27 protein-coding genes and 1 tRNA gene are annotated in these 22,772 nt (G+C 63.5%); 6 read left to right on the plus strand and 22 right to left on the minus strand.

The window, feature by feature from the left end; all coding sequences use genetic code 11:
- The first annotated feature begins 40 nt into the window (after window positions 1–40).
- Window positions 41–1,132, plus strand: coding sequence for a mechanosensitive ion channel family protein (locus J3454_RS08400; protein WP_349513320.1), 1,092 nt, complete (start codon window positions 41–43; stop codon window positions 1,130–1,132).
- Window positions 1,133–1,198: 66 nt separating this feature from the next.
- Here J3454_RS08400 and J3454_RS08405 read toward each other — a convergent pair whose 3' ends face one another.
- Entirely contained in the window at window positions 1,199–1,558 is a 360-nt protein-coding gene (locus J3454_RS08405) for a PRC-barrel domain-containing protein (RefSeq protein WP_349513321.1), read from the minus strand.
- 120 nt (window positions 1,559–1,678) lie between these two features.
- Between J3454_RS08405 and J3454_RS08410 the strand changes: the two genes are divergently transcribed.
- Window positions 1,679–2,170 carry a YidH family protein gene (locus tag J3454_RS08410; protein ID WP_349513322.1) on the plus strand — a complete coding sequence of 164 codons (492 nt, stop codon included), beginning with the start codon at window positions 1,679–1,681 and terminating at the stop codon, window positions 2,168–2,170.
- Window positions 2,171–2,172: 2 nt separating this feature from the next.
- Here the strand turns inward: J3454_RS08410 and J3454_RS08415 are convergent, their stop codons facing one another.
- The gene (locus J3454_RS08415; protein WP_349513323.1) at window positions 2,173–2,625 is read right to left on the minus strand and encodes a ferritin-like domain-containing protein; all 453 of its coding nucleotides are present in this window, start codon (window positions 2,623–2,625) and stop codon (window positions 2,173–2,175) included.
- Between the two features lie 64 nt (window positions 2,626–2,689).
- A complete protein-coding gene (locus J3454_RS08420; RefSeq protein WP_296719151.1) occupies window positions 2,690–2,872 on the minus strand; it encodes a DUF3008 family protein in 183 nt (60 codons plus the stop codon).
- A 290-nt stretch (window positions 2,873–3,162) separates the two neighbouring features.
- On the opposite strand from J3454_RS08420, the gene J3454_RS08425 reads away from it, so the two are divergent.
- Window positions 3,163–5,358 (plus strand): TonB-dependent receptor, encoded by a 2,196-nt coding sequence (locus tag J3454_RS08425; protein ID WP_349513324.1) that lies wholly within the window; start codon window positions 3,163–3,165, stop codon window positions 5,356–5,358.
- A 78-nt stretch (window positions 5,359–5,436) separates the two neighbouring features.
- Here the strand turns inward: J3454_RS08425 and J3454_RS08430 are convergent, their stop codons facing one another.
- The 3 genes from J3454_RS08430 to dcd form a co-directional block, all read right to left on the minus strand.
- Window positions 5,437–5,691: a hypothetical protein gene (locus J3454_RS08430; RefSeq protein ID WP_349513325.1), complete on the minus strand. Its 255-nt coding sequence runs from the start codon at window positions 5,689–5,691 to the stop codon at window positions 5,437–5,439.
- A gap of 89 nt (window positions 5,692–5,780) precedes the next feature.
- Window positions 5,781–6,956 (minus strand): saccharopine dehydrogenase family protein, encoded by a 1,176-nt coding sequence (locus tag J3454_RS08435; RefSeq protein WP_349513326.1) that lies wholly within the window; start codon window positions 6,954–6,956, stop codon window positions 5,781–5,783.
- Window positions 6,957–7,017: 61 nt separating this feature from the next.
- Window positions 7,018–7,572: a dCTP deaminase gene (dcd, locus tag J3454_RS08440; RefSeq protein WP_349513327.1), complete on the minus strand. Its 555-nt coding sequence runs from the start codon at window positions 7,570–7,572 to the stop codon at window positions 7,018–7,020.
- 405 nt (window positions 7,573–7,977) lie between these two features.
- On the opposite strand from dcd, the gene J3454_RS08445 reads away from it, so the two are divergent.
- On the plus strand, window positions 7,978–8,148 hold the full coding sequence (locus J3454_RS08445) for a hypothetical protein (RefSeq protein WP_349513328.1): 171 nt from the start codon (window positions 7,978–7,980) through the stop codon (window positions 8,146–8,148).
- A 69-nt stretch (window positions 8,149–8,217) separates the two neighbouring features.
- Entirely contained in the window at window positions 8,218–8,451 is a 234-nt protein-coding gene (locus J3454_RS08450; RefSeq protein ID WP_349513329.1) for a ribbon-helix-helix domain-containing protein, read from the plus strand.
- 6 nt (window positions 8,452–8,457) lie between these two features.
- On the opposite strand, the gene J3454_RS08455 is transcribed toward J3454_RS08450, so the two are convergent.
- From J3454_RS08455 to J3454_RS08515, 13 genes are all read right to left on the minus strand, one after another.
- Window positions 8,458–9,063, minus strand: coding sequence for a ribonuclease T2 family protein (locus J3454_RS08455; protein WP_349513330.1), 606 nt, complete (start codon window positions 9,061–9,063; stop codon window positions 8,458–8,460).
- Window positions 9,064–9,145: 82 nt separating this feature from the next.
- A complete protein-coding gene (locus J3454_RS08460) occupies window positions 9,146–9,592 on the minus strand; it encodes a hypothetical protein (protein WP_349513331.1) in 447 nt (148 codons plus the stop codon).
- A complete protein-coding gene (gene nadC / locus J3454_RS08465; protein WP_349513332.1) occupies window positions 9,589–10,464 on the minus strand; it encodes a carboxylating nicotinate-nucleotide diphosphorylase in 876 nt (291 codons plus the stop codon). Before nadC ends, J3454_RS08460 begins: the two co-directional genes overlap by 4 nt.
- A 154-nt stretch (window positions 10,465–10,618) precedes the next feature.
- Window positions 10,619–11,425 (minus strand): LytR/AlgR family response regulator transcription factor, encoded by an 807-nt coding sequence (locus tag J3454_RS08470; protein WP_349513333.1) that lies wholly within the window; start codon window positions 11,423–11,425, stop codon window positions 10,619–10,621.
- The gene (locus tag J3454_RS08475) at window positions 11,422–12,687 is read right to left on the minus strand and encodes a sensor histidine kinase (RefSeq protein WP_349513334.1); all 1,266 of its coding nucleotides are present in this window, start codon (window positions 12,685–12,687) and stop codon (window positions 11,422–11,424) included. Before J3454_RS08475 ends, J3454_RS08470 begins: the two co-directional genes overlap by 4 nt.
- Before the next feature lie 85 nt (window positions 12,688–12,772).
- Entirely contained in the window at window positions 12,773–13,810 is a 1,038-nt protein-coding gene (locus J3454_RS08480; RefSeq protein ID WP_349513335.1) for a M48 family metalloprotease, read from the minus strand.
- On the minus strand, window positions 13,807–14,499 hold the full coding sequence (locus J3454_RS08485; RefSeq protein WP_349513336.1) for a DsbA family protein: 693 nt from the start codon (window positions 14,497–14,499) through the stop codon (window positions 13,807–13,809). The genes J3454_RS08480 and J3454_RS08485 overlap by 4 nt, the downstream gene beginning before the upstream one ends.
- A 35-nt stretch (window positions 14,500–14,534) precedes the next feature.
- A complete protein-coding gene (locus J3454_RS08490; protein WP_349513337.1) occupies window positions 14,535–15,902 on the minus strand; it encodes a M48 family metalloprotease in 1,368 nt (455 codons plus the stop codon).
- 55 nt (window positions 15,903–15,957) lie between these two features.
- A complete protein-coding gene (locus tag J3454_RS08495; protein ID WP_349513338.1) occupies window positions 15,958–17,622 on the minus strand; it encodes a PAS domain-containing protein in 1,665 nt (554 codons plus the stop codon).
- A gap of 111 nt (window positions 17,623–17,733) precedes the next feature.
- Complete coding sequence (locus J3454_RS08500; protein WP_349513339.1) at window positions 17,734–18,168, minus strand: DUF2141 domain-containing protein; 435 nt, start codon at window positions 18,166–18,168, stop codon at window positions 17,734–17,736.
- Window positions 18,165–18,938, minus strand: coding sequence for a sterol desaturase family protein (locus J3454_RS08505; protein ID WP_349513340.1), 774 nt, complete (start codon window positions 18,936–18,938; stop codon window positions 18,165–18,167). The genes J3454_RS08500 and J3454_RS08505 overlap by 4 nt, the downstream gene beginning before the upstream one ends.
- 56 nt (window positions 18,939–18,994) lie before the next feature.
- On the minus strand, window positions 18,995–19,498 hold the full coding sequence (locus J3454_RS08510; RefSeq protein WP_349513341.1) for an MmcB family DNA repair protein: 504 nt from the start codon (window positions 19,496–19,498) through the stop codon (window positions 18,995–18,997).
- Between the two features lie 61 nt (window positions 19,499–19,559).
- The gene (locus J3454_RS08515) at window positions 19,560–19,940 is read right to left on the minus strand and encodes a hypothetical protein (RefSeq protein ID WP_349513342.1); all 381 of its coding nucleotides are present in this window, start codon (window positions 19,938–19,940) and stop codon (window positions 19,560–19,562) included.
- Window positions 19,941–20,111: 171 nt separating this feature from the next.
- Here J3454_RS08515 and J3454_RS08520 point away from each other — a divergent pair.
- Window positions 20,112–20,188, plus strand: a tRNA-Arg gene (locus tag J3454_RS08520).
- A 30-nt stretch (window positions 20,189–20,218) separates the two neighbouring features.
- Here J3454_RS08520 and J3454_RS08525 read toward each other — a convergent pair.
- Genes J3454_RS08525 through J3454_RS08535 form a run of 3 tightly spaced genes read right to left on the minus strand, consistent with a single transcriptional unit; the run spans window position 20,219 to window position 22,751 of the window.
- Window positions 20,219–21,343: a cobalamin-independent methionine synthase II family protein gene (locus J3454_RS08525; RefSeq protein ID WP_349513343.1), complete on the minus strand. Its 1,125-nt coding sequence runs from the start codon at window positions 21,341–21,343 to the stop codon at window positions 20,219–20,221.
- On the minus strand, window positions 21,340–22,179 hold the full coding sequence (locus J3454_RS08530; RefSeq protein WP_349513344.1) for an alpha/beta fold hydrolase: 840 nt from the start codon (window positions 22,177–22,179) through the stop codon (window positions 21,340–21,342). The genes J3454_RS08525 and J3454_RS08530 overlap by 4 nt, the downstream gene beginning before the upstream one ends.
- Window positions 22,180–22,202: 23 nt before the next feature.
- A complete protein-coding gene (locus tag J3454_RS08535) occupies window positions 22,203–22,751 on the minus strand; it encodes a VOC family protein (RefSeq protein WP_349513345.1) in 549 nt (182 codons plus the stop codon).
- Between the last annotated feature and the right edge of the window lie 21 nt (window positions 22,752–22,772).

The raw sequence follows: 22,772 nt of genomic DNA on the forward strand, positions 1-22,772 counted from the left end.
CGCCGCTGACAAGATGACGCAATTCCCGAACCCTTCCGCCATGAATCTGTTGCAGGACCTAGCCGCGCGGATCCCTGTGGCCCGGGTCGATCTGGTCGATGCGGCTGCGGCATTGGGCGCCGCCGCAATGCTGGCGCTGGCGGGGCTTGCCGTCCATGCCGCGCTGGTGTTCGCCGTTCGCCGCATCGTCAGGCGCACGCGCTCGACGCAGGATGAGGCGCTGCTACCGCTTCTGTCCCGGCCTCTGCGCTGGATCATCGTGGCGCTGGTCTTGCTTTGGACCGACGATATCGCGATGCGCAGCGAGGAAACCGCAGAGCTGGTGGTAACCATCGCCGGCACGGCGATGCCGCTGCTGTGGGGCTGGCTGGCGATTGCCGCGATCCGGCTTGTCCATCGCTATATTCGTATGCAGGCCGATCTGAGCGCGGTCGACAATCTGGAAGCCCGGCGCAAGCGCACGCGGGCCGACATCCTCGCTCGGGTCGCGACCGTGGTGGTGGCGGTGATCGCCGTGGGCCTGATGCTGCTGAAGATCCCCGCAGTGCGCGAAGTGGGCATGGCGTTGGTGGCTTCCGCAGGGCTTGCCGGTCTGGCGGTGGGCGTGGCCGCGCAGCCGCTGCTCAAGAACCTGGTTGCAGGCATGCAGCTCGCCTTTACCGAGCCACTGCGGATCGATGACGTGATTGTCTTCCGCGGCGAATGGGCGCGGGTGGAGAGCATCACGCTGACCTATGTCGTTCTAAAGATCTGGGACGATCGCAGACTGGTGGTTCCGGTCGCCAATCTGATGGAAGAGCCGATCGAGAACTGGACCCGCGAGACGAGTCATCTGCTGGGCACTGTCATGGTCTATGTCGATCATGCCGCCGATGTCGATCGGCTACGCGAGATCGCGCTTGAAGCGGTGGAGCGGCACCAGCTGTGGGATGGGCGCGTGGCCAAAGTGCAGGTGACCGACATGACCGCGCAGGCGCTCGAAGTGCGCGTGTTGATGAGCGGGCGCAACGGCAGCGAATTGTTCGAATTGCGCTGCGACGTAAGGGAGGCCGTCACCGGGTTCATCGCGAGGGAACTGTCCGGCAGCCTCAACCGCAGTCGCGTGGCATTGGAGCCGCCGGAGCAAAGCTGAACATCGCCGCGCCGGTGACCGACTGCCCGGACCCTGTGGCCCGGGCAACCGGCCTCCGGCTTCGCGTCAGTAGGTCACGCCATAGTGGCTGTAGACCTGCCGGTCATATGCTTCGTTATAGTCCGGCTCCTGGCTCTGGTAACGCGGTGCGTCGTTGAGCTTGTCCTGATCGAGATCGACCACATAGCCGCCCTGATTGACGTCATAGTCGAGCATGTCCCACGGGATCGGGTAATAATCGCTGCCGATCCCGAGAAATCCGCCGAACTGCATGACGGCATATTTTGCCTGACCCGACCGCTTATCGACCATAAAGTTGTTGATCGTGCCGAGCCGTTCGCCCGAACGGTCGTAGACTGCGGTTCCCTCGACCTTGTCGGAAGCGATGAGCTGCCCGGTTTCGTTGGTGTTGACCGAATTTGCCATTGTGCGTTCCTCCATTTCTGAACGCACTGAGGCTGCGGCTGAGGGCCAGCGGCGACACTCACATAAATCAGCCTAGCCTATGTTGCGGCGGCCATTCGCCTGAACTGCCTTTGTGGCGCGATGGAGAGAAACAAGGGATCCGAAGACCGAGAGGATCTGGCCGAGGATCGTACCGATCTTGCCGAAGATCGTACCATCCTTGCACATGAACGCAGTTTTGCGGGATGGGTGCGCACCGGCATGGCGGCGATCGGGATCGGGCTGGGTTTCAATGCGCTGTTTGGGTCGATTGACCCGGTGTGGGTGCCCAAGGCGATTGCGACCGCATTCCTTATCGTGTCTGCCTATATCTTCCTGTCTGCGGAGCAACGCGCGCGGCGGGTTTTAGGCCGGCTCGACACCCACGCGGTGAGCACGCTCACACCGGTTCGCATCCGGATATTGTCGTGGTTCCTGACGCTGCTGTCGGTCGCGCTGGCGGCAGCAATCTGGTTGCTGATTCCTGAAACCCCCGGCTATTCTCCGAGAGGTGGGGCAGAGCAGCAGCAGCAGCCGCATCAACAGCAGAAGAAGGAGGAGCGGCGCCCCGGCACGCGACCTTCGGCCGCCTGACGCTATGAAATCCGCTGCGAAACCTGCGCCAGCATCTTGCCGTATCCGGCAGAGATACGGCCATGAGCCGCTGCGATCACCTCCCGCGTGTCGGGCGATGCGTTGCGATCTGCCAGCGCCTCATCGAAACGGTTGATCAGATGCGTCTCTCCGCGCCGAATTTCTTCGAGCAGCGCGTCTTCGTCGCGAGCGGCGACGACCGACTTGAGATTGACGAACATCCGGTGGGCCCCGCCAAGGATACCGCCCGTTTCGCGCGGCTGGCCGCCCAGAAGCAGCACTTGGTCGCGAAGCAGCCCCACCACCTGCAGGCGCTCCATCGCCCGCTCGGCAAGCTGGCCTTTGAGTTCGTGATTCGCAGCTTTGTCGGCGGATTCGCGGTAGCCCTCGACACTGTCCATCGTGGCTTCGATTAGCGAATTGAGTAGCGATACTTCATGATCTTCGTGGGACACGGGGTTCCTCCTCGAATCCGCAAAGCCTAAGGCGGTGCTGGTTATGGGCAACATTGGCGGCCGCTCAGTTCTTGCGTTCGGGCAGGGATTTGCGGTCGGTGCTGGCAAGCTCTTCCAGTTCGTCTTCCGACATTGAGCTTTCCATGTCTTTCGATGCACCTTTCAAGCTATTCTTGGGCTGATCGCCGCGCTTGGCGGCGAGAGCGGCTCCGGCTGCCTTTTGCTGGGCTTTTGATTTGGCGGGCATGTGGAATCCTCCGATGGGACCCTCCAGTGGGACGGGGCGAATTGTCAGGATGTCCGCGCCTGCACGGGTTGGCCTTATCCCAAGACACCAATGTCAGTGATGAGCGTTTGCAGTCTCGGAAGCAAAATTAGGCGAGCAACCGGTCGCAGGGGTAAGCGGCGCGCGCCATTGTCGCATAAATGCCGCACCTGATGGGTTGCAAGCGGTCGGACGCTGGTTTTCCGCTTGCATCCGCCGTCGACACTGATAATTGCATGATACGTTATCTCATACAAACGCCGGGAAACTCCATGACCACTCGCAAGACTCGTCTCGCGCCCTCGCACTTCGCCCTCGCCGCCGTTCTGGCCCTCTCCATCACCAGCAGTCCTGCCTTCGCCGACGAGGCTGCCGAAGCGCAGGATCAGCCTGCCAACGGCGAACCGCAGGTCGACGACGATCTCCACAATCGCCAGACCGAAGGGCCGGGCAACATTATCGTCAGCGCCTCGGGCCTGCGCGAGCTTGACGTTCTTGCCGGCACCACCGTGCTCGAAGCGCGCGACATCCAGCGCGACATCGTGACCGGCCAGATCGGGGACCTGCTCACCAAGATTCCCGGCGTGTCCTCCACCAGCTTTGCACCGGGCGCATCTCGCCCGGTGCTGCGCGGCCAACAGGGTGAGCGCGTGCGCGTACTGATCGACGGAGTCGGCACAGCGGATGTTTCTAACACCTCGGTCGATCATGCCACCACCATCGATCCGATTACGGTCGAGCGGATCGAGGTGCTGCGCGGCCCCGCCGCGCTGCTCTATGGCAGTCAGGCGATCGGCGGCGCGGTCAACGTGATCGACAAGCGCATCCCCACCCGGATGCCCGACGAAGCGTTCCACCTCGATGCGTTCGGCGGCGTCGACAGCGCGACCAACATGCGCACCGGGGCGGCCTCGCTCGATGTCGGCGTCGGATCGAACCTCGTGCTGCATGTCGATGGGTCATGGCGCGAGAGCGGCGACATCGACATCGGCGGATTCCAGGTCTCCGACGCGCTGCGCGCCGACTTGCTCGCGGATGCCGCCGAAGAGGAGGAAGAAGGCGAATTCGAGGAAGCCGAAGAACTGCGCGAAGCCGCCGGCCAGCGCGGCACCGTGCCCAACACCGGCGCCGAAAGCTGGACCGTCAATGCCGGGTTCGGGCTGATCCTCGGCGAAAGCACCTTCGGCGCATCGCTCGGCTATTACGATTCCAGCTACGGCGTCCCCACGCGTCCCGGTGCAGGCCACCACCACGGCGAGGAAGGCGAAGAGGAAGAGGGCACAGAGGAAGAAGGTGAGGAAATCATCACCATCGGTCTTGAACAGATCCGGGCCGACTTCAAGGGCGACGTCTATCTCGGCGATGGCGCGTTCGAACGGCTGAAGCTGCGGGTGGGCTATTCGGATTACACCCACACCGAATTCGAAGGTGCCGAAGTGGGCACCGTGTTCGACAGCGCCAGCATCGAAGCGCGCGCCGAACTGGTGCAGAGCACTCAAGGTGCCTTGCGCGGATCGACTGGCCTGCAATACACCCACCGCGATTTCTTCGCTGAGGGCGCAGAAGCCTATGTGCCGCCGAACCTGACCGATCAGATCGCCGTCTTTACGCTACAGGAATTCGGCACCGGCCCGTTCCAGATCGAAGCCGCCGCCCGCGCCGAATTCACGAATGTCGAGGCGCAGACCCTTGGTGTAGAGCGCGATTACGAGACGTTCTCCGGTGCGCTCGGCCTTGTGTATGAGGGTGTTGAAGGCATCCGCGTCGGCATCAACGGGTCACGCGCCGAGCGCGCACCGAGCGCCGAGGAGCTGTTCTCCAACGGCCCGCACATCGCTACGCAGGCGTTCGAAATCGGCGATCCCGATCTCGACACCGAGAACGCGTGGGGTGTGGAAGCCTTCGCCCGCGGCAGCATCGGCGCGGGTACATTCAGTCTTACCGCGTTCCGGCAATGGTTCGGCAACTACATCTTCCTCAACGAAACCGGCGAGGAAGAGGATGAACTGCCGGTGTTCCAGTACCTTCAGCAGGATGCCGATTTTGTCGGGATCGAAGCGGACGTGTCCTATCCGGTCATCGACACCGGCAGCTTCCGGCTGCTGACAGACCTGCGCGCCTCCTATGTCGAGGCGGAGCTGGCCGATGGCACCGCCGTCCCGCGCATCCCGCCACTCAGCCTGCTCGGCGCGTTGGAAGCGCAAACCGATGCCTTCGATGTGCGCGGCGAGGTGCAGTGGTTCGACGATCAGGACCGCGTCACTGCCTTCGAGACCGCAACGGAAGGTTTCACACTGGTCAACGCGCTGGTCGCCTGGCGGCCGCTGGCGAACAACCGGAACGTCACCGTCCTGGTCGCGGCCGACAACATCTTCGACGTCAACGGCCGCCGCCATGCGAGCTTCACCAAGGACTTCGTCCCGCTGGTGGGCCGCAACTTCCGCGCTAGCGTGCGGATGAGCTTCTAAGGCACCTTTTCGCATCTTACCCGGCACAGGGTCGCAGGGGGGCAGTCGGGTAACCGGCTGCCCCCTTTCTATGGGCTGCTAGCTCGGCGCTACCCGAGCAATAATCAACATTTCGCCCGCAAGGCTGAAGCCGAACAGCGTCAGTACTGCGCTTACCGCCTTGAAGCTCGCGAGCCTGCGTCCTCGCCCCGGCTCGAGCGGGAAGGCCTGCCGCAGCAACAGCACCACGTCGCGCGCATGCAGCACCAGCCACGCCGCCGACAGCAGCGAAAGCGCGCTTAGCAGCGGAAGAAGCACCTGAAGCTGGGTGAGGGACAGGGAAGAAACGGGCATGGGACGCCTTTCGTCACAACGATGCCCCTTTCCCTGACGAACGCGCCCGCCCGCCGCGTGTTCCATTGCGCAGCGGGCATCAGCGCGGCTTAGGCTTCGACCGCGAAAGTCAGTTCGGCGTGCTCCTCCAGCCGCTTGACCAGATCTTCGCCGAGGAAGCTGCCCGGCGTGCCGATGCCGCCAAGCTTGTCGCACGAAAGCAATCCGATGCCGGTTTCGCTCAACATCCGGCAGGTTGAACCGTAACCCGGATCATACCGGCCCTTGACCCCGAATTGCAGCCGCTGCCCATCGGCCATGTCGGCGACGAACACGACATCGTAGAAGCCGTTCTCGCGCTCGTCCTTGGTCGGCCCCTCACCCGGTTTGGGCGGCTTGTTGCCGAACGGGTTCTTCATGAATTCCAGCGCCGCATTGGCCGCCGCCTTGCCCGCATCGCCGGGGCTGGTCAGCATCATCTCGTCATATTTGAAATCGGTGCCATAGGGGTGGCCGAGCAAGAAGTTGGTGCGGTGCACGTTCTTGGTGTTGATCGGTGCCATCACGAAGGGTGCGGACCACTTGCCGAGGTCTTCCTCGTGGCTGGGGATCATCCCCGAGGGCTGATCCGGCCCTTCGAAACCGGGGGTGAGCGCAAAAGGGTTGCGCAGCACGTTGATGAGCGAGGGGCTTTTCGCCGCCGCCTTCATCGTTGCGCCGAGGCTGGCCGCAGTGCCGCCCGAGAACGTGCCCTGCATCGCCCGCACCCGCCCGCGAATGCGCGGCGCAGGTTTGCCGAAGCGTTCGACGCAGGCCTTCTGGGTCATCATCACGCCGAGATCGAACGGGATCGAATCGAACCCGCTCGAAAAACAGATGCGCGCGCCGCTGGCGGCAGCCGCGTTCTGATGCTCGGCGATTTTTTCGGCCATCCATGCAGGCTCCCCGCACAGATCGGCGTAATCGGTGCCGGTCTTCACGCAGGCGGCCAGCAGCTTGTCGCCGTAAAGCTGGTACGGGCCGACGGTGGTCAGCACCACCTTGGTGCGCTGGCACATCGCTTCCAGATCGGCACTGTCGTCGGCATCCGCCACCACCAGCGGCGTGGTGTCGGGCGCCGCAATCAATCCGCGCACTTCCTCAAGCTTGGCCAGGCTGCGCCCCGCCATCGCCCATTTGGGACCATCCTCGCGCGTACCGTAATGCTGGGCGAGATGTTCGGCCACAAGTCGTCCGGTGTAGCCGGTCGCGCCGAAGATGATGATGTCGAATTCGCGGGTGCTCATGGACAGTCTCCTTTGCGCAAGATGATGCGCGAGGGAGCGGGCCAAGTCTAGCGTTACGGGCCTAAAGCTTCGGCAACGTTACCCCGCGCTGGCCCATATATTTGCCCGCACGATCCTTGTAACTGACCTCGCAGCGCTCGTTACCCTGCAGGAACAGGAACTGGCACGCGCCTTCATTGGCGTAGATTTTGGCGGGCAGCGGCGTGGTGTTCGAAAACTCCAGCGTCACGTGCCCTTCCCAGCCCGGCTCCAGCGGAGTGACGTTCACGATGATCCCGCAGCGCGCATAGGTGCTTTTGCCAAGGCAGATCACCAGCACATCTTCCGGCACGCGGAAATATTCGACCGTGCGGGCCAGCGCGAAGGAATTGGGCGGGATCACGCACACATCGGTCTTGCGGTCGACAAAGCTGTTGGCTGCGAAATTCTTGGGATCGACCACCGCGCTGTCGACATTGGTGAAGATCTTGAACTCGTCCGCCACCCGCGCATCATAACCGTACGAAGACAGGCCATAGGAAATCACTCCGTCGCGCCGTTGGGCCTCGACGAAGGGTTCGATCATCGCATGTGCCTGCGCCTGTGCGCGGATCCATTTGTCGGAAAGAATCGCCATGAACGAAGGGATTCCCGATGCCGCGCCGCAGGGCAAGGTGCGCGGCGGACATATCCCCCTTCCCGGTGGGCACGAAAAGGCACGCCTCCGCGTGACCTAACAGCGTTTGTCACGAGAAATTCTCAGGCGCTAAGGTAAAAGGGCAATCGCGACCCGAGGGGCATTCTGCCCCAGACTCCATGCCCCTGCCTCCGCGGCAGGGGCTTTTTTTGCGCCTCCCGCCGCGGCAGGGATGGATATCAGGCCACTTGGCGGACTTAGCGCACCGCGCAACAGCCGCCGCCTTGCGGAATTGACGCATTATTGACGGTCGCGGCAATTGACCGTGCTGCGGCGCGCTGCGACTTCTGCTTGCGCAACGCGGCGATCCGGGTGCCGGGGTAACGCAGCGGTTTGGGGGCAGAGATGAATATTGCGCAAAGCGCTGCGGCTGCGCCGGTCACATCCGGCGCGCGTATCGGTGAACTGGACGTCCTGCGCGGCTTTCCGCTGCTCGGCGTACTGATCGTCAACATCACCGCATGGCTGAGCTACCCGTGGTTCGCCACCGAAGCGCAAGCGGATGCTCTGGCGTAAAAGGTTCCGGCCATGATCCGCGATTGCGACACTGCGGACAGGCTGCGCCAAGCCTGCTAAGGCAGCGCGATGCAGCCGCCCTCCCATTATCATCCCCCAGTCAAACGCTCGGTCGCAATTGCCGGGCACAAGACCTCGATCAGCCTCGAACCGCTGTTCTGGGAGATGCTGTGCGCTGCCGCCGAGGCCGAGGGCATCGCAGTGGCCGCGCTGGTGGGCAGGATCGATGCCGAGCGGATCAAGTCGCCCACCCCGCCAGGCCTCGCCAGCGCGATCCGGGTGTGGTTGGTGACGAACCGCTGAGCGGTGCTACAGGCCGCGCCAGACCTTTGCCGGAACAGCATCCTTCGCGCCGTATCGTGATGCCGTGCACCGGGCCGGACGGAAGGTCTTGGCATAGCACAGGCGGATTTCCTCCAGCCATCCGCGCGTGTTCAGCTTCACCCCGATCGCGCTTTCGGGAATGCCCGGATTGGCATCGGCGAAGGCGGCGCGGATGCGGCCTGCGGTTAAGGCTTCCTCGCGGCTGATCCGATCGTAATCGGGGATGCGCAAGCTGTCCCACAGGATGCGTGTGACCTTGAGATAGCTGGCGGGGCGTTTGACCATGCAGCTGCCATGCTTGGCCCATTGCCGCGCGACGAGGCGCTGCGATGGCATCATGCACATCGCACCGCGAATGTCCCCCGGGGTGAGCGCCGCGTTGCTCCCGCACCATTGCGGCCAGCTTGACCCGCTTTCGGGCCATAAGCCGTGAACGACAAGGCCGAAGCTGCCGTTCTTGCCCGAACATTGCACCGCATGGGCGCGGTCATCGGCGCGCGGCTTGCAGAACTCCGGGCTCCAGCTCAGCGCAAGGGTGTAGCCCGTTACCGGCGACACGCGGCGCGGGCTGTCGGGCGTGATCCTCGGCACGCTCGTGACCTGCGGCGCGCGGCATTGGTAAGCCTGCGCATTGGCGGCGGCGGGGAATGCGAGCGCCAGTGCGGCGAGCAGGCTATTCGAATACCGCAGGGTTTATCTCCTCCCGCCGCGCGAACCAGCGGTTGCTGGCGGGGGTGAAGAGCATCGTTACCGCCAGCACTCCCAACGTTATCGATGCTATCCATGCCGGATCGATTCGCTCTCCGTTAGCGAACAGACGAACTGCTTCTGGCACGTTGATCAGCTTGCCAAGCGCCAACACTGCCACCATCCAGCGCGCAAAATTGACGGCCCCGAGCCAGACCATCGCAATTGGAATCAGCGCGATTGACAACCTTGCGCTGAGCAACACGATGACCGCATCACGCGACCACACAAAGTCAGGCACGTTCGCACTTAACATCGCCTGCTGCGCAGGTATGTCCCACAGCCCATCCAGAAAGGCGATCACCGCTGCCGCAAGGAAGGCGGCTGCAAAGGCGTTAATGCTGAGCGGACGGGCACGCGAAAGCGGGATCATACCGGCTTGAAATCCAGCCCGATATCCGCGGCTGGCGCGCTCTGGGTCAGCCGCCCGACCGAGATGTAATCGACCCCGCTTGCCGCCTTCGCTGCGATGGTGTCGAGGTTCACGCCGCCGCTCGCCTCGGTCGGCACGCGTCCTGCGACCAGCGCCACGGCTTCAGCGAGGGTGCCTGCTTCCATGTTGTCGAGCAGCAGGTGATGCGCGCCCGCCGCCAGCGCGGGTTCGATCTGGTCGAGCCGGTCGACCTCGCAGATGATTTTTGCCACCCCCGCATCGCGCGCGCGCCGCACCGCTTCGCCGACATTGCCCGCAACCGCCACGTGATTGTCCTTGATCATCGCCGCGTCCCACAGCCCCATCCGGTGGTTCTGCGCGCCGCCCATGCGGGTGGCGTATTTCTCGAGGAAGCGCAGGCCGGGAATGGTCTTGCGGGTATCGAGCAAGGTGCAGGCGGGGTTGCCGCCCGGCCCCCGCATCGCGGTGACATAGGCGTGCGTCAGCGTGGCGATGCCCGATAGGTGCTGGACGATGTTCAAGGCGCTGCGCTCGGCGGTGAGCAGCGCCCGCGCACGGCCTGCGATCCGCATCAGATCGGTGCCCGCCCCGACTCTGTCGCCGTCATGCGCAAGAACTTCGATGGTGCAATCCGGATCAAGCGCGCGGAAGAAGGCCTCCGCCAGCGGCAGCCCCGCGACGACAATCGCATTGCGGCTGTCCATCACGCCGGAAAACCGCGCCTCGGCAGGGATCACGCTGTCCGAAGTGACATCGCGCCCGCCGCCCTGAAGCCCTTCACCGAGGTCTTCGGCAAGCGTTTCGCGGACGAACTTGGCAAGGTCGAAGCCTGGCAAATCAAAGGTGCTCATGCTGGCACCATAATCGGAGCCGCAGGCTCCGCAAGCACGACCGTGCGCTCAAGCAGCAAAGCGGTAGCGCACCAGAAGCGCGCCCGCAGGTGCCCGGAGCGCAGCGAAGGAACGGCACCGAGGATAAGCGCGCGGAGGCGCGCTCACTCACAAATCAATGCACAAAGCGCGCAACGACATCCCTGTAAGACCGCGAAACCTTCACCTCGGCGCCGCTTTCCAGCACCAGGAAGCATTCGCCATTCGTGTGCGGCTTCACCTGCCGCACCAGATCGAGATTGACGATGGTGGAGCGGTGAACTCGCTGGAACTTGCGCGGGTCGAGCCGGCGTTCGAGATCCTTCATCGTCTCGCGCAGCACCAGCGAATTGTCGCCGGTGGAGATGATCATGTAATCGCCCGCGGCCTCGATATGCTCGATCGAATCCACTTCGACGCGGAAAATCTGGCCGCGATCCTTGATGTTGATCAGCTTTTCGAACCGGTCGGCACTTTCAGGCGTCGTCGCGGTGGTTTCGACGAAATCGGCGGCACGCTCAGGTGCGATTTCGCTCAGCACATCGAGCAGCTGTTCGGCATCTTCGGCCGATTTCTTCTCGGCAAGACGCTGGCGCACGCGCTCGATCGTGTCGGCCAGCTTCTGTTCGTCGACCGGTTTCATCAGATAATTGACGGCGTTCGCTTCGAACGCGCGGATCGCGTGCTCCTCATAAGCGGTGACGAACACGAACAAGGGTGGTTCGATGTCCATAACGCCCTTGACCACCGAGAACCCGTCGAAACCGGGCATCTGGATGTCGAGAAAGACGAGATCGGGCTTTTCGGTCTTGATCTTGCGGATCGCCTCGCGCCCATTGGCGCAGGTGTCGATAATTTCGACATCCTCATGGGGCTGAAGACGCAATTGCAGGCCCTGAATGGCGAGTTTCTCGTCGTCGACGAGGATCGTTCTGATTGTCATGCGGGGGTTCCGAAGTTTCGTTGCGGGGGTTGCGGTGGGTTGAGGGGGATGACCTTCGCGGATCCGGTCTTGTCCTCGGAAGCAGGCTTGGGGGCCGAAGCCGGGGGTGCCTGCAATTCGACTTCGCTTGCGCGGGTGTAGGGAATTTCGATTAGCACGGTGAAGCCGCCGCCCGGTTCGGAGCGGGTCTCGAACAGCTGGCTGTCGCCGTAAGCCTGCATCAGCCGGTTGCGGATATTGGCAAGGCCGACCCCGGTCGAGACCGGCTGTCCGGGCGCATGGCCGGCGCGCATTTCAGCCCGCAGACCGGCCGCGTCCATCCGGTCGAACAAGAGCGGCTCGTCCATGCCCGGCCCGGTATCCTCGACCGTCAGCCGCAGTCGGTCGCCGATCACGCGTGCAGTGAGCGATATGCGCGCGCCTTCTTCCTGCGGGCTGACGGCATATTTGATCGCGTTCTCGACCAGCGGTTGCAGCAACATCGAGGGCAATTGCGCGCCCAGCGCCGCGTCATCGATCTCGAAATGGGTGCGCAGCCGTTCCTCGAACCGCATCCGCTCGATATCGAGATAAAGCTGCAGCGTCTCGATCTCCTGCGCGAGGCTGACCTGACTGCCCGGCTCGCCGATCAGCGTGTGGCGCAAGAAGCCCGACAGGCGGGTCAGCATCGCATTTGCAGGCTCGGTCTGCTTCAGCAGCACCAGTGTGCTGATCGAATTGAGCGTATTGAACAAGAAGTGCGGATTGAGCTGGTAACGCAGCATGGCGAGCTGCGCGGCAGTGGCCTGCGCCTCCAGCCGTTCGAGCCGGTCGGCCTGCCGTTCCACCGTGAGGAAGAAATTGATCGCGTAATACAGCGCGCTCCATCCCGCGAGCAGCGCCAGCGGGATGAAGGAAAGGCCGATAAAGCGCTGGGCAAAGGTCGTCTCGCGGCTACCGGCGTAATAGACGCCGTGCACCCAGGCGTCGATCGAGGCGTGCAGGATCACCGCCAGCATCAGCACCAGCGCCGTCAGCCCCCACGTCACCAGCGGCCGCTGCTGGATCAGCTTGCGATAGATGACCGACAGAATGAGACTGATTGAAAAGCCGGTAATGGTGGTAACCAAGACCAGCGCGAGAAGATCGAGCGGCTGATCATTGGCGACAGCGACCACCGCGCGGAAGACGAACGCACCGCCCCACCCCGCCAGCTGGAGGTTCCAGAACGCCCGGTTCTTGCTGGCGAAGAACGGCGCCGGCTGGATCTGGAGCACTGCCATAGCCTGTCCATCTAGCCCATTTCTGCCTTTTCCGCACCGCAATTCGGATGGATGGTCGCTGGCCCGGCACGGCTCGGCGCAGGGATCACTCGCTTTGCGCGGCTTCGAGCCCTTTGGCCGGATCGATCTCGCGTACAAAGTGCGTGCGCCAATCGGCCCGGCCCTCACGCGCTAGCACTGAGGCGATCAGCGGCAGTTCGGCGGCGATGAATTCGGCCCGCTCGTCCCAGCCATCGTGGTCGCGGATCATCAGGATCCCGGCATCGTGGCGCGATCCCCAGCGGGTCATGAAGGTCACCGCCGCTTGCGGATCATACCCGGCATTGGCGAGCAGCCACGGCATCAGCCGGTCGGCCTCGCGTTCGGTGCGGCGTACGTGGCGGCGGGTGCGCCGATTGCGATCCAGCCAGGCGTCGTGCTCGAGGAAATTATGCGCCAGTTCATGCGCGATCACCGCCGCAAACACATCCTCTTCGGGGTAGGCAAAGGCGGGAAATTCGATGCCAATGACCACACGCTTGCCATCGGCGACGGCCTTCTTGCCTTCGCCCATCAGTTCGAAGCGGGTGGCGCAAACCTCGACCGGGGCCACCCGCGCCTCCTCACCATCGGCAAAGCCGACCGCGATGCCGCCGTGTTCGCTCAGCATCGCTTCGATGTGGTCATGCGCCCATACCAGCCGGTGCCAGTTCATTACCGGGGTGGTGGTAGGCCACTGGTTGGGATCGAAGCGCTCCAGCATCACGATCTCGCGATTGCGTGCAAATGCGCCCGAAAGCGCCGCGGGAGAGCCGCGCGCGGCGGTCTGCACCGCAAAATCGCGCGTCAGGCCCAATGCGCTGCGGGCGATGGCTGGCGCACCATAACTCGCCATGTCCTGCAATTGCAGCCCGATCGACGGGATCACCCGCGGGCAGAAGCCGACATTCCCCTGAGCAAGCTTCCAGCCGATGTCCTGCAGACGCTGGTCGGCATCCTGATAGCGGCCGATCGCAGCGCTTTCGGCATCGGTGTCGACGGGGAGCGGATCGGGATTTGCGGCCAGCGGTGCGGCCAAGGGCAAGGTCAGCAGCGCTGCGCCCCCTGCCAGAAGACTGCGCCGCCACCGGTCCCGCTGCGTCATCCCGCGCTATCCGCGTCGATGGCCGCCTTCAACTTGTCGTAGCCCACTGCGCCGCCGAACGGCGTGCCTCCGGCGATCCATGCCGGAGTGCCGCTGAAGCCGAGCGACCGCGCCAGTTCGAGGTTCCTGGCAATCTCGGTCGAGACCGCGTCCGACGCCGCATCGGCCTCGGCCCGCGCCATGTCCAGCCCCGCCTCGGCGGCCGCGGCGCGCACGTCGCCGAGCCGGAACATCGCCTTGTGAAAGGCATCATATTTGCCCTGCAGGCCCGCAGCGAGCGCCATCCGCGAAGCGGTATCGCTGCCTTCGAAAATCGGCCATTCGCGGACCACCACTTTCAGGTCGGGATCCTCGGCCACCAGCCGGGTGACGTCCTTCAGGCTCGCTTCGCAATAGGGGCAATTATAGTCGGTGAACTCGACCAGCACCTTCGAGCCTTGCGGGTTGCCAAGCACCACGCCGGGGAACGGATCGAACACCGAATCGCCCATGTTGGCCAACCGCTTTTGCGCTTCCTGCGCCTCATAGGCCTCGACCATCTGCGGCAGCATATCGGGATTGGCGAGGAGATAGGCTCGGGTGCGGTTATCGGCGAGCCCGGCATAGGACCAGATCGCAGCACCGAGAAAGCCGAACGCCAGCGCGACCAGCGCGGTCAGCAGCGTGTTGCGCAAGGATGATGTTGGCATGGAGTTTCCGTCAAGAGCAAAGGCAGGGTGACAGCCTAGCGCCGGTCGCGCAGACGTTCCAGTTCAGCGCGGGCTTCGAGCGCAACATCCTGTGCGCGAATCCAGTCGGGCGAGCCATAGGGCAGGCTCGCCTCAGCCGCCTGCGCATTCTGCAGCGCTTCGGGATAGCGGCGGTTCATCACCAGCTGCTCGGCGCTGGCGAGGCGCGCACGGGGAATGTCGCCGCGCGCGGCATAGACCACGCCGAGCTGATACCACGCAAAGGGATTGTAACGATCACGTGCAACCGCCGCACGCAGCACGCGCTCGGCCTCGGCGAAATTGGCTTCGTCCTCGGTGGCGATCAGCGCGTGGCCGAAAATGCCTGCGATCAGCGGGTGGGCACGGCTGAGTTCGGTCGCACGCCGCAGAGGTTCGAGCGCCTCCATCGGGCGCCCGGATTCGAGCAGCACCTGACCCTTGAGTTCGAGGAAATAAGGGTTTTCGGGCTCCAGCGCGAGCAGCGCATCAGCCTCCGCCAGCGCCAGATCGACCCGCGCATCCTTGTGATAGGCATAGGCGCGGGCATAACGCGCCGGCACACTGGTGTCGCTGGGGGGAAAATAGGTCAGCGTGCGGCGCGGCTCTGCCAGGTAGCCATACAGCTTGGCCTTGGCGCGCAGGAACCGTTCCTGCAAAGCGGCATCATCGGGGACATCCCACGCCGCGTCTTCTTCCAGCAACACGCGCAGCGTCTGCACACGGTCGCCCGACAGCGGGTGCGTGCGCATGTAGGCGGCATCATCAGCCTGACTGTAGCCGCGTCGAATTTCGAAATTGCGCAGCTTTTCGAAAAAGCTGATCATCCCCCGTCCGGAAATCCCCGCGCCCGAAAGATAACGCGCGCCCGCAAGGTCGGTGGCGGCCTCCTGATTGCGATTGAAGGAGAGAAAGCTGCCCAGCGCGGCCTGCTGGCCCGCCATCATCGCCGCCATGGCCGCATCGCCCGCCCCCGCCAATGCCGCGCCCACGCCGAGCAGCAGCGACAGGATGGTGATGCCGTTGGCAGCCTTGGTGCGCTCCTCGAAGCGCACCACGTGGCCTGCCGTGATATGGCCGAGTTCGTGGGCGATCACCCCCTGCACTTCATTGGCAGTGTCCGCGGCATTGAGCAGGCCCGCATGAACATACACCGCCTGACCGCCGGCAACGAAGGCGTTGATAGACCCGTCGTTGATCAGCACCAGTTCCACATTGCCGGGTTCCAGTTCGCTCGCCTCGATAAGCGGCGCGGCCATGTCGTTGAGCAGCGCTTCGGTCTCGGCATCGCGAAGGATCGATTGCGCCGCCACAGGTTGCGCCGCGATCGAAACGCAAGCGAGCAGCGCCAGAGCTTTGGCGAAGATGGAGCGTAGGGCGCGCATTGCTGCTACCCTACCGCGTTTCCGCCTGAACTCAAACTGAAGCAAGTGCCGGCAGTCAGCCCACCAGCTTCTTCGCGGCGCGTTCGATCTGCGGCACGTCCTCGGGCAGCTCGCCCAGCACCACCACGTTGCCTGCGGCATTGCGGCGCACCATCACGAGGGCGAATTCCGGTCCGTCGGTGGCGAGCGCTTCCAGCGTCAGTGCTTCGAGCGCGCGCAGTTGTTTCGCCAGCGCGGCGCGGACGCCCTGTTCTTCCTCAAGTGCCTTGCCCTGTTCCTCGCGGCGCAGACGGCGTTCGGCCTTGACCACGCCCTTCAGCCCGCCCTCGGCCTCGCCGAGATAGCGTGACAGGCTGCCGCGCTCCAGCTGCAGGCGGTGGGCATGGGTCAGGACAGCGGCATATTCGGTCAGGCGGGTCTTGTCGTAATCGGGCCCGAACACGAGCTTGACCACCGGGGTCATCGGCGCACGGTCCTGCACCGCAAGGCCGCTCTCCGCGATCAGTTCAGCGTAATCCTCAGGCGCAGCCTGTGCCGCGAGCGAGAAGTCATATGCGCGGCTGACCGCTTCATAAAGTGCGCCGCGGCTGCGATCTTCGGTGGTGCTGGCGGTATCCGCGAGTTGGCGCGCGGCGGCGAGCCATTCGTGAAGACCCGCGCCTTCGGGCAGCTCCGCCGCGGGGATCATCGGTTCGGGGGCAGCGGGTTCGCCAGCCGTGAAACCTTCACCATATTCTACCGTGTAAGGGGCATCGAAACCGGCATCGGCTGCCGGATCATAAGGCAGCACGGTCGGATCGATCGCCTTCTTGGCGGGTGCTTCGACATAATCGGCAAGCGAGGCAAAGCTGTAACCGGCGCTGGCGTCCTCGTCCTCGTCCTCGTCCTCGTCATATTCCTCATCGCCATCGAGTGAATAGGCGGCGAAATCGGGCAGCGACAGGGGATCGTCGGGATATCCGGATCCATCGTCGGCGCTATCGCTTGAAACAGTGAAAGCATCGTCAGCTTCATGCGCCGGCGAATCCGCCCATTCGGTAACCGGATCCGCTGCCCGGCGGCGTGGTTCGTCGGCCATTTCCAGATCAGCCCCGAGTTCCAGTGCCTGATCGATTTCGAGCAGCAGTTCGTCCGCTGTCAGCTGGTCGGCCATTTCCTTCCAGTTGATGACGCCATAGATGAAGTCGATGGTTTCATCGTCGCTGGAATAGGGCAGCAGGATACCGCGATAGAGGATTTCCACGCCTCGCTGGTTGAAGAATTCGGCCTCGAACCCAATCGGCGCCTGATTGGCGAGGATCTGCATGTAGTGATCGGTGATACGGCTCAGCAGCGAGCGTGGCGGCACGTCGGATAGGCGGTTGATCGTGCCGCTGCCGCCGCATTCCTGTGCCAGCTTGTCGCCAAGGAACCGTACGGCGGGATCTTCGATGCCGGTGCTGAAATCGAGCAGCACGCCGAAGGGGCCAAAGTCAGGGAGGTTGGCGGGGTCGAGGTCGTCGATCAGCGGAAACATCCGATCGCCCAGCAGGCTCGCCCAGTGATTATAGGCGCGCACTTGCATCCGGCGTTCGTCCTGACCGATGGCCTCAGGCGGCAGATCGTGCGAATTCGCGGGTTTGGGGCTGTCGACCTCGGTGACATCCCAACCGTTATCCGATGACAGCCCGGCCGGATCGGCAGCCTCGCCGGAATCGAATGGGCCACGCAAAGTATCCATGGCTTTTTTCGCCCCTTCGTGAACAGTTATCGAGGCTGTTCTGGCGCGGTGTGGTAAACATCACGTTAAATAGAAGAGCGATTGCGGCAGCGACGTCGCTGCCGTCCGGCGTTACAGGAAATACCGCATTCTGATTGTCATACGGTTGGTGCCTTCCCCCTGCGCAAACACCGCGTCCCTGAACTTGGGCGGTGCCATCTTTACCGGAGCATCGCGTGAGAAGCCGTAGCCTTCACGGGGCATCCCCAGCGATCGGTCCGCCTTGCCATTTTCGTTCTCGTCATGCAGCAGTGCGATGGCGTAATTACCGGGCTTAACGTTGCCAAAGCGGATCACCACCTTCTCGCCGGCCGGAACCACCGTGCGATGCGCGCCGGGGTCCTTGATGCATTTGGGGAAGATATCCTCACGCGTGGTCATGCAGGCCCGCACCACACCTTTCGAAGATCGCAGATCGATAACAGTGATTACGACTTCGTCCGCCAGAGCCGGAGCCGCGCCGAGCGTGCCCGCAACGACGGCCAGGGCGAGCGCGATCAGCCTCACGATGCGGCCGCCTTGAGATGTCCGGCCTCGGCGACAATCCGCCGCGACAGGCCCTTGTCCGTGCCGCAAACCCGATCCCAAAGGCGAAAATAGAGGCCGAAATTGCATTTATACTCCTCGTGGTGCCGTTCGTGATGGCTGGCGGTTATCAGCCAGTCTCCCAACCGCGAGTGAACGAGCCAGCGTGGAAAAACTTCCCAGCCCATGTGATTGGTCACGCCCATCACGGTGGCGATAGTCAGAACCGCGCCAAGCATGGCGATGTTGATCGGCACGAAAAATACCAGCACCGGCACCACGATCGCGCCCGTCACCGCCTCGATCGGATGAAAGCTCATCGCGGTCCACGCAGTCGGCGGACGGCTTTCGTGGTGGACGGCATGGGCGATCCGGAACAATCGCGGATAGTGCATCCAGCGGTGACTCCAGTAAAAGCAGGTATCCTGCACGAACAGGTAGATCAGCACCGAAAGCGGGTGGTACCACAAGGGCAACGCTGCGAAATCCGCCGTGATCAGCGTCCAGCCACGATGCTGCCAGCCCCACAGAACGATCCCCGCAGGCACGCCGTAGATCACCGTCGAGAGCAGCGACCAGCGAATTTCCCGCGAAATCTGGGCACCGCGCCCGGCATAAAGCCCCGGTCGCATCCGTTCCGTCGCCAATGCGAACAGCCCACTCGACAGGATATAGCGCAGCGCGACGATGGCGGTGACCGAAAGGCTGACGATCAGCAGGGCGAGCGGTGTGGGCAGATCGGACGAAAGCATCGCCGATGACTATGGCGTAAATCGCGGCAGGGCGACAGTCTCAATCCGCTCGCGGTTCAGGGCAGCGAATCCAGCGCAGCGCAGAGCGGATCGATCAGTCCGGTGTAACGCCGCATCGCGATCCGCGCCAGTCGTTCGACCTCGACCTTACGCCGTGCGGCAGCAAGCGGAGCGAATGCGGCCGGGCGCAGGATTTCCGCGTCATAGCCATCGGCCACGATCACCCCGCAGATCTCGGGCCGAAAAGCTTCGCTTTCCAGCGGCGCTCGATCAAGTCCCGGAGGCAGGCCCCAATAGAAACGGTCGCAGAATTCCAGATAATCGGGCCACTTGGCATCGCCGAGCAGATCAGAGCGGGCCACCTTGATCTCGACAATCACCACCAGCCCCTTTGCATCAATCCCCATCAGATCGGCGCGGCGGCCATTGCGAAGCGGCACTTCGGCAAGGCACCAGATGTCGTTGCGCGCAAACAACCGTGCGATCCCCCGCGCAACATCGCCAGCACATGACGCCGGAATAGCGTGCGAATCGATTGCAGAAGTGGCTGGTGCGGACATCGCGGGAAGTTGGAACGAAGGAGGAACGCAGTCAAGTGTTGGCGTTGCGTCGCGCGGTTTTTCAGGCCGCTTCGGTCGCCTGCAAAGACGCTAGCACGCTGGCGCGGGCCGCGTGAAATTCACGCCATAGCACCAGCGCCGGTGCAGCGGCGTCCTGCCCGCGTGCGGTGAGCGTCGCGAGCGCCGCCAGCCCGAGCTGCAACATCGCCGCGATATCCTCGAGTCCTTGCGCCGCCAGCTTCAGTTGCCACCCCCGCGCCTGCTCGGCGAACTGGGCGAAGCTCGTCATCTCAGTCTCGGCCGCGATCCCCGCCAGAATGGCGAGCTGGGCCGCCTGCAGATGCAGCGCCTCCCACTTCTGCACCAGCGACGCGGGACCACGCCGCGCTGCGGGCGGGGCGGCGGATTCGGAGAGAATCGGTTCGGGCGGAAGACTGGCCATAGAGACGAGGCTAGGGTCGGCTCCTTGCCGATTGGTTAAGCAAGCTTCGCGAACCGTCCGTCTCTGCAATATCAAGACAGCCCATACACAAGGCGACAATTTTCTGGCGCAGCGGTCGCGCTCTTGCTAAGCGCCGCGCCGTACGCAACGATACGCGGGCTCAAGCCCCAGGCACCCGTAGCTCAGCTGGATAGAGCGCTGCCCTCCGAAGGCAGAGGTCACAGGTTCGAATCCTGTCGGGTGCGCCAGGTCTTTGTGGGCATTGGCGTTGCGCAATCTCAATATCTGCGGCTTGCGATTTCGGCGCCTTCGGCCAGCGCGGCAAGCTTGGCCCAGACGATTTCCGGATCCAGCGCGTTGCTGCCCGCATGCACCGAAAATCCGCAGTCGACCCCGGCCATCACCCGTTCCGCGCCCAACAGATTCGCATAGCGTCCGATGCGCTGGGCGATCAGTTCGGGGTGTTCAATATAGGGTGACTGCGGCTCGACCATGCCGGGGCACAGGATCTTGTCGTCCGGCAGCGGATTCGCCTCAAAAAACGCGAATTCATGCGCGTGGCGCGGGTTGGCTCCTTCGATCAGCACGGTCTGCGGCTTGGCCGTCCAGACGATATCGGCGATTTCCGCCAAGGCCACGTCGCAGTGATGCGGGCCGGGATAGTTGCCCCAGCACAGATGCATCCGCAGTTGTTCTGCGGGGATATTCTTCACCGCATGATTGAGCGCGGCAATGTTCATGCCGATCCGCTTGCGGAAGTCCTCAAGGCTCAAATCCGTGAACTGTACATGGCGGCCCATCGCCAGATCGGGGCAATCAACCTGCAAGATAATGCCTGCTGCCGCGATGGTCTCATATTCGTGGCGCAGCCCTTCGGCCAGGGCGAAGACATATTCCTCGTCGCTGGCATAGAACTGATTGGGGAAGAACAGCGCGGTCACGCCGGGCGATGCTGCCGACATGAAGGTGGCGTGGCCATTGGAGAGACGCACCAGGCGCTCGGCATCGATGCGCGGCGCTTCCATGTCGATCACTTCGATAGGCGCGGTGCAGGCGGGCGCCGAACGCTTGGCCCGGCCCTTGTTGCCGAACACCTGCGCCTTGGCACCGGGAAAGGCTTCCAAATCGGCGAATTCGTACTGTCCGGCCTCCCCGCCAAAGCCCGACAGGCGGTGCTTGATATAGGTGGCGTAGCTGGGCTTGGACTGTTCGCCGTCGTTGACGATCGATATGCCCGCCTCGATCTGGCGCTTGATGACATAGGCCGTGGCTTCTTCCACCGCCGCATCGAAATCGGCCTCGGACACCGGCTCGCCGCCTTCGCGGGCGAACACCAGATCGAGCAGGGCTTCGGGGCGCGGCAGGCTGCCGACGTGGGTGGTAAGGAAGCGGGTCCGGGTCATGGGTATGGCCTTGGCTGGGAGGCGGTCAGATTGCGCATGAATGCAGCTACCAGCGCATTAAAGCGAGCGGGGTTATCCGCATTGGCGAGGTGGCCTGCTAAAGGCACTGTCGCATGAATGGCTCGCGGCGCGATTTCGGCCAGCGCCTTCGCGCAGGCCCGGCGCCAAGGCGTATCGTGCTCCCCCGTCAACGCCAGAACCGGCACGGCCAGCGTGCGCAGCACATCGCGCGGCAGGGCGGGCGGTTCTGACAAGGCGGCAAGATCGCGCCCATCGTAATCGGCGAGCATCGCGGCGAGCAGCGCGTGCGCCGCTTGCGAGTGCGCCTGCATCAGCGGATGCAGCGCCCAGTCGCGGCGCAGCGCCGCCAGATCGCCTGCCGCCGCCCACGTGCGGTAGGTATCGAGCTCGATCACCTCCTCGCGCGGCTCCAACGTGGGCAGCGGCGCGCCCGAAACCACCACCCCGGTCAGACGTGAGGCGAACTTGCGTGCCACGTCGAGCGCGATGGTCGCACCCTGCGACAGGCCCAGTACCGCAAATCGGTCAAAGCCGAGGAAATCGGCAATCGCGATCACATCCTCCGCTTCGCGCCTCAAATCAGGCGGTGCGGTGGCGCGACCGCAGCCACGCCGGTCCGGCATGACGAGAAAGTGCTCTGCCGCCAGCCCATCGATCTGTGGGGCCCAAATTCGCCCGTCCAACGTCCAGCCGTGCAGCAAGATGATCGGCGCGCGACCGGTCCCCATCCCTGCCAGCGCGATCGGCAGCGTCCCTCCATCTACCGGGACTGCGTCGCAGGCAATCGGATCACTGGGCGCGGGGGCAGCCATCATCGAAAGCGCGCCGCCAACAGCGATCAGGCCGCTTCGTCGGCGCGGAAAGGGTTATTGTTGTGGTGTTGCCCCGACAACCAGCGAGCCAGTTCGCCATGCGCCGCAGCGCGACGCTCGGCATCGAGCGGCGCAGCGCGCGGATCGTCATGGGTTAATTCGATGATCATGCCATTGGGGTCGGTGACATAGACCGAACGGCAATAGCCATGTTCAAGCGTGTAGGTCTGAGGCTCGGTAATTCCGGCGGCCTTGATTCGGCGCTCGAGTTCGTCCTGCGCATCAGCATCGACCTGAAGCGCGACATGAATGAAGGGGCTGGAGGGAATGTCCGGTCCGAATTCGGCTTGGTCTTCAGGATCGGCGAACTGGAAGAACGCAAGCGCGCTGCCATCGGCCAGTTCAAAGAATACATGGCAATAGACGCGCTCCTTGCCGAACAGCTCGTCCTTCTCGCAATAGGTCGCCATCAACGGGAAGCCGAGCACGTCTTCGTAGAACGCGCGGGTCGCCTCCAGATCCTTGGTCACGTAGGCTGTGTGGTGCAGGCGGTTTGCGAGAATTTTCGTCATCATGCTCTCTCCATCAGTCCCTAG

Source organism: Erythrobacter sp. NFXS35 (genome assembly GCF_040148725.1).
Lineage (GTDB): Bacteria > Pseudomonadota > Alphaproteobacteria > Sphingomonadales > Sphingomonadaceae > Erythrobacter.

Bases quoted from the DNA above. Each gene is read 5' to 3' on its own strand.
- J3454_RS08485 (WP_349513336.1), bottom strand. From the start codon at position 14,499: ATGCCAACATCATCCTTGCGCAACACGCTGCTGACCGCGCTGGTCGCG.
- J3454_RS08450 (WP_349513329.1), top strand. From the start codon at position 8,218: ATGCAGCCGCCCTCCCATTATCATCCCCCAGTCAAACGCTCGGTCGCA.
- J3454_RS08535 (WP_349513345.1), bottom strand. From the start codon at position 22,751: ATGATGACGAAAATTCTCGCAAACCGCCTGCACCACACAGCCTACGTG.
- J3454_RS08510 (WP_349513341.1), bottom strand. From the start codon at position 19,498: ATGTCCGCACCAGCCACTTCTGCAATCGATTCGCACGCTATTCCGGCG.
- J3454_RS08475 (WP_349513334.1), bottom strand. From the start codon at position 12,687: ATGGCAGTGCTCCAGATCCAGCCGGCGCCGTTCTTCGCCAGCAAGAAC.
- J3454_RS08525 (WP_349513343.1), bottom strand. From the start codon at position 21,343: ATGACCCGGACCCGCTTCCTTACCACCCACGTCGGCAGCCTGCCGCGC.
- J3454_RS08435 (WP_349513326.1), bottom strand. From the start codon at position 6,956: ATGAGCACCCGCGAATTCGACATCATCATCTTCGGCGCGACCGGCTAC.
- J3454_RS08460 (WP_349513331.1), bottom strand. From the start codon at position 9,592: ATGATCCCGCTTTCGCGTGCCCGTCCGCTCAGCATTAACGCCTTTGCA.
- J3454_RS08405 (WP_349513321.1), bottom strand. From the start codon at position 1,558: ATGGCAAATTCGGTCAACACCAACGAAACCGGGCAGCTCATCGCTTCC.
- J3454_RS08505 (WP_349513340.1), bottom strand. From the start codon at position 18,938: ATGCTTTCGTCCGATCTGCCCACACCGCTCGCCCTGCTGATCGTCAGC.
- J3454_RS08400 (WP_349513320.1), top strand. From the start codon at position 41: ATGAATCTGTTGCAGGACCTAGCCGCGCGGATCCCTGTGGCCCGGGTC.
- J3454_RS08470 (WP_349513333.1), bottom strand. From the start codon at position 11,425: ATGACAATCAGAACGATCCTCGTCGACGACGAGAAACTCGCCATTCAG.
- J3454_RS08495 (WP_349513338.1), bottom strand. From the start codon at position 17,622: ATGGATACTTTGCGTGGCCCATTCGATTCCGGCGAGGCTGCCGATCCG.
- J3454_RS08425 (WP_349513324.1), top strand. From the start codon at position 3,163: ATGACCACTCGCAAGACTCGTCTCGCGCCCTCGCACTTCGCCCTCGCC.
- J3454_RS08515 (WP_349513342.1), bottom strand. From the start codon at position 19,940: ATGGCCAGTCTTCCGCCCGAACCGATTCTCTCCGAATCCGCCGCCCCG.
- dcd (WP_349513327.1), bottom strand. From the start codon at position 7,572: ATGGCGATTCTTTCCGACAAATGGATCCGCGCACAGGCGCAGGCACAT.
- J3454_RS08530 (WP_349513344.1), bottom strand. From the start codon at position 22,179: ATGATGGCTGCCCCCGCGCCCAGTGATCCGATTGCCTGCGACGCAGTC.
- J3454_RS08430 (WP_349513325.1), bottom strand. From the start codon at position 5,691: ATGCCCGTTTCTTCCCTGTCCCTCACCCAGCTTCAGGTGCTTCTTCCG.
- J3454_RS08490 (WP_349513337.1), bottom strand. From the start codon at position 15,902: ATGCGCGCCCTACGCTCCATCTTCGCCAAAGCTCTGGCGCTGCTCGCT.
- nadC (WP_349513332.1), bottom strand. From the start codon at position 10,464: ATGAGCACCTTTGATTTGCCAGGCTTCGACCTTGCCAAGTTCGTCCGC.
- J3454_RS08445 (WP_349513328.1), top strand. From the start codon at position 7,978: ATGAATATTGCGCAAAGCGCTGCGGCTGCGCCGGTCACATCCGGCGCG.
- J3454_RS08410 (WP_349513322.1), top strand. From the start codon at position 1,679: ATGGAGAGAAACAAGGGATCCGAAGACCGAGAGGATCTGGCCGAGGAT.
- J3454_RS08420 (WP_296719151.1), bottom strand. From the start codon at position 2,872: ATGCCCGCCAAATCAAAAGCCCAGCAAAAGGCAGCCGGAGCCGCTCTC.
- J3454_RS08480 (WP_349513335.1), bottom strand. From the start codon at position 13,810: ATGACGCAGCGGGACCGGTGGCGGCGCAGTCTTCTGGCAGGGGGCGCA.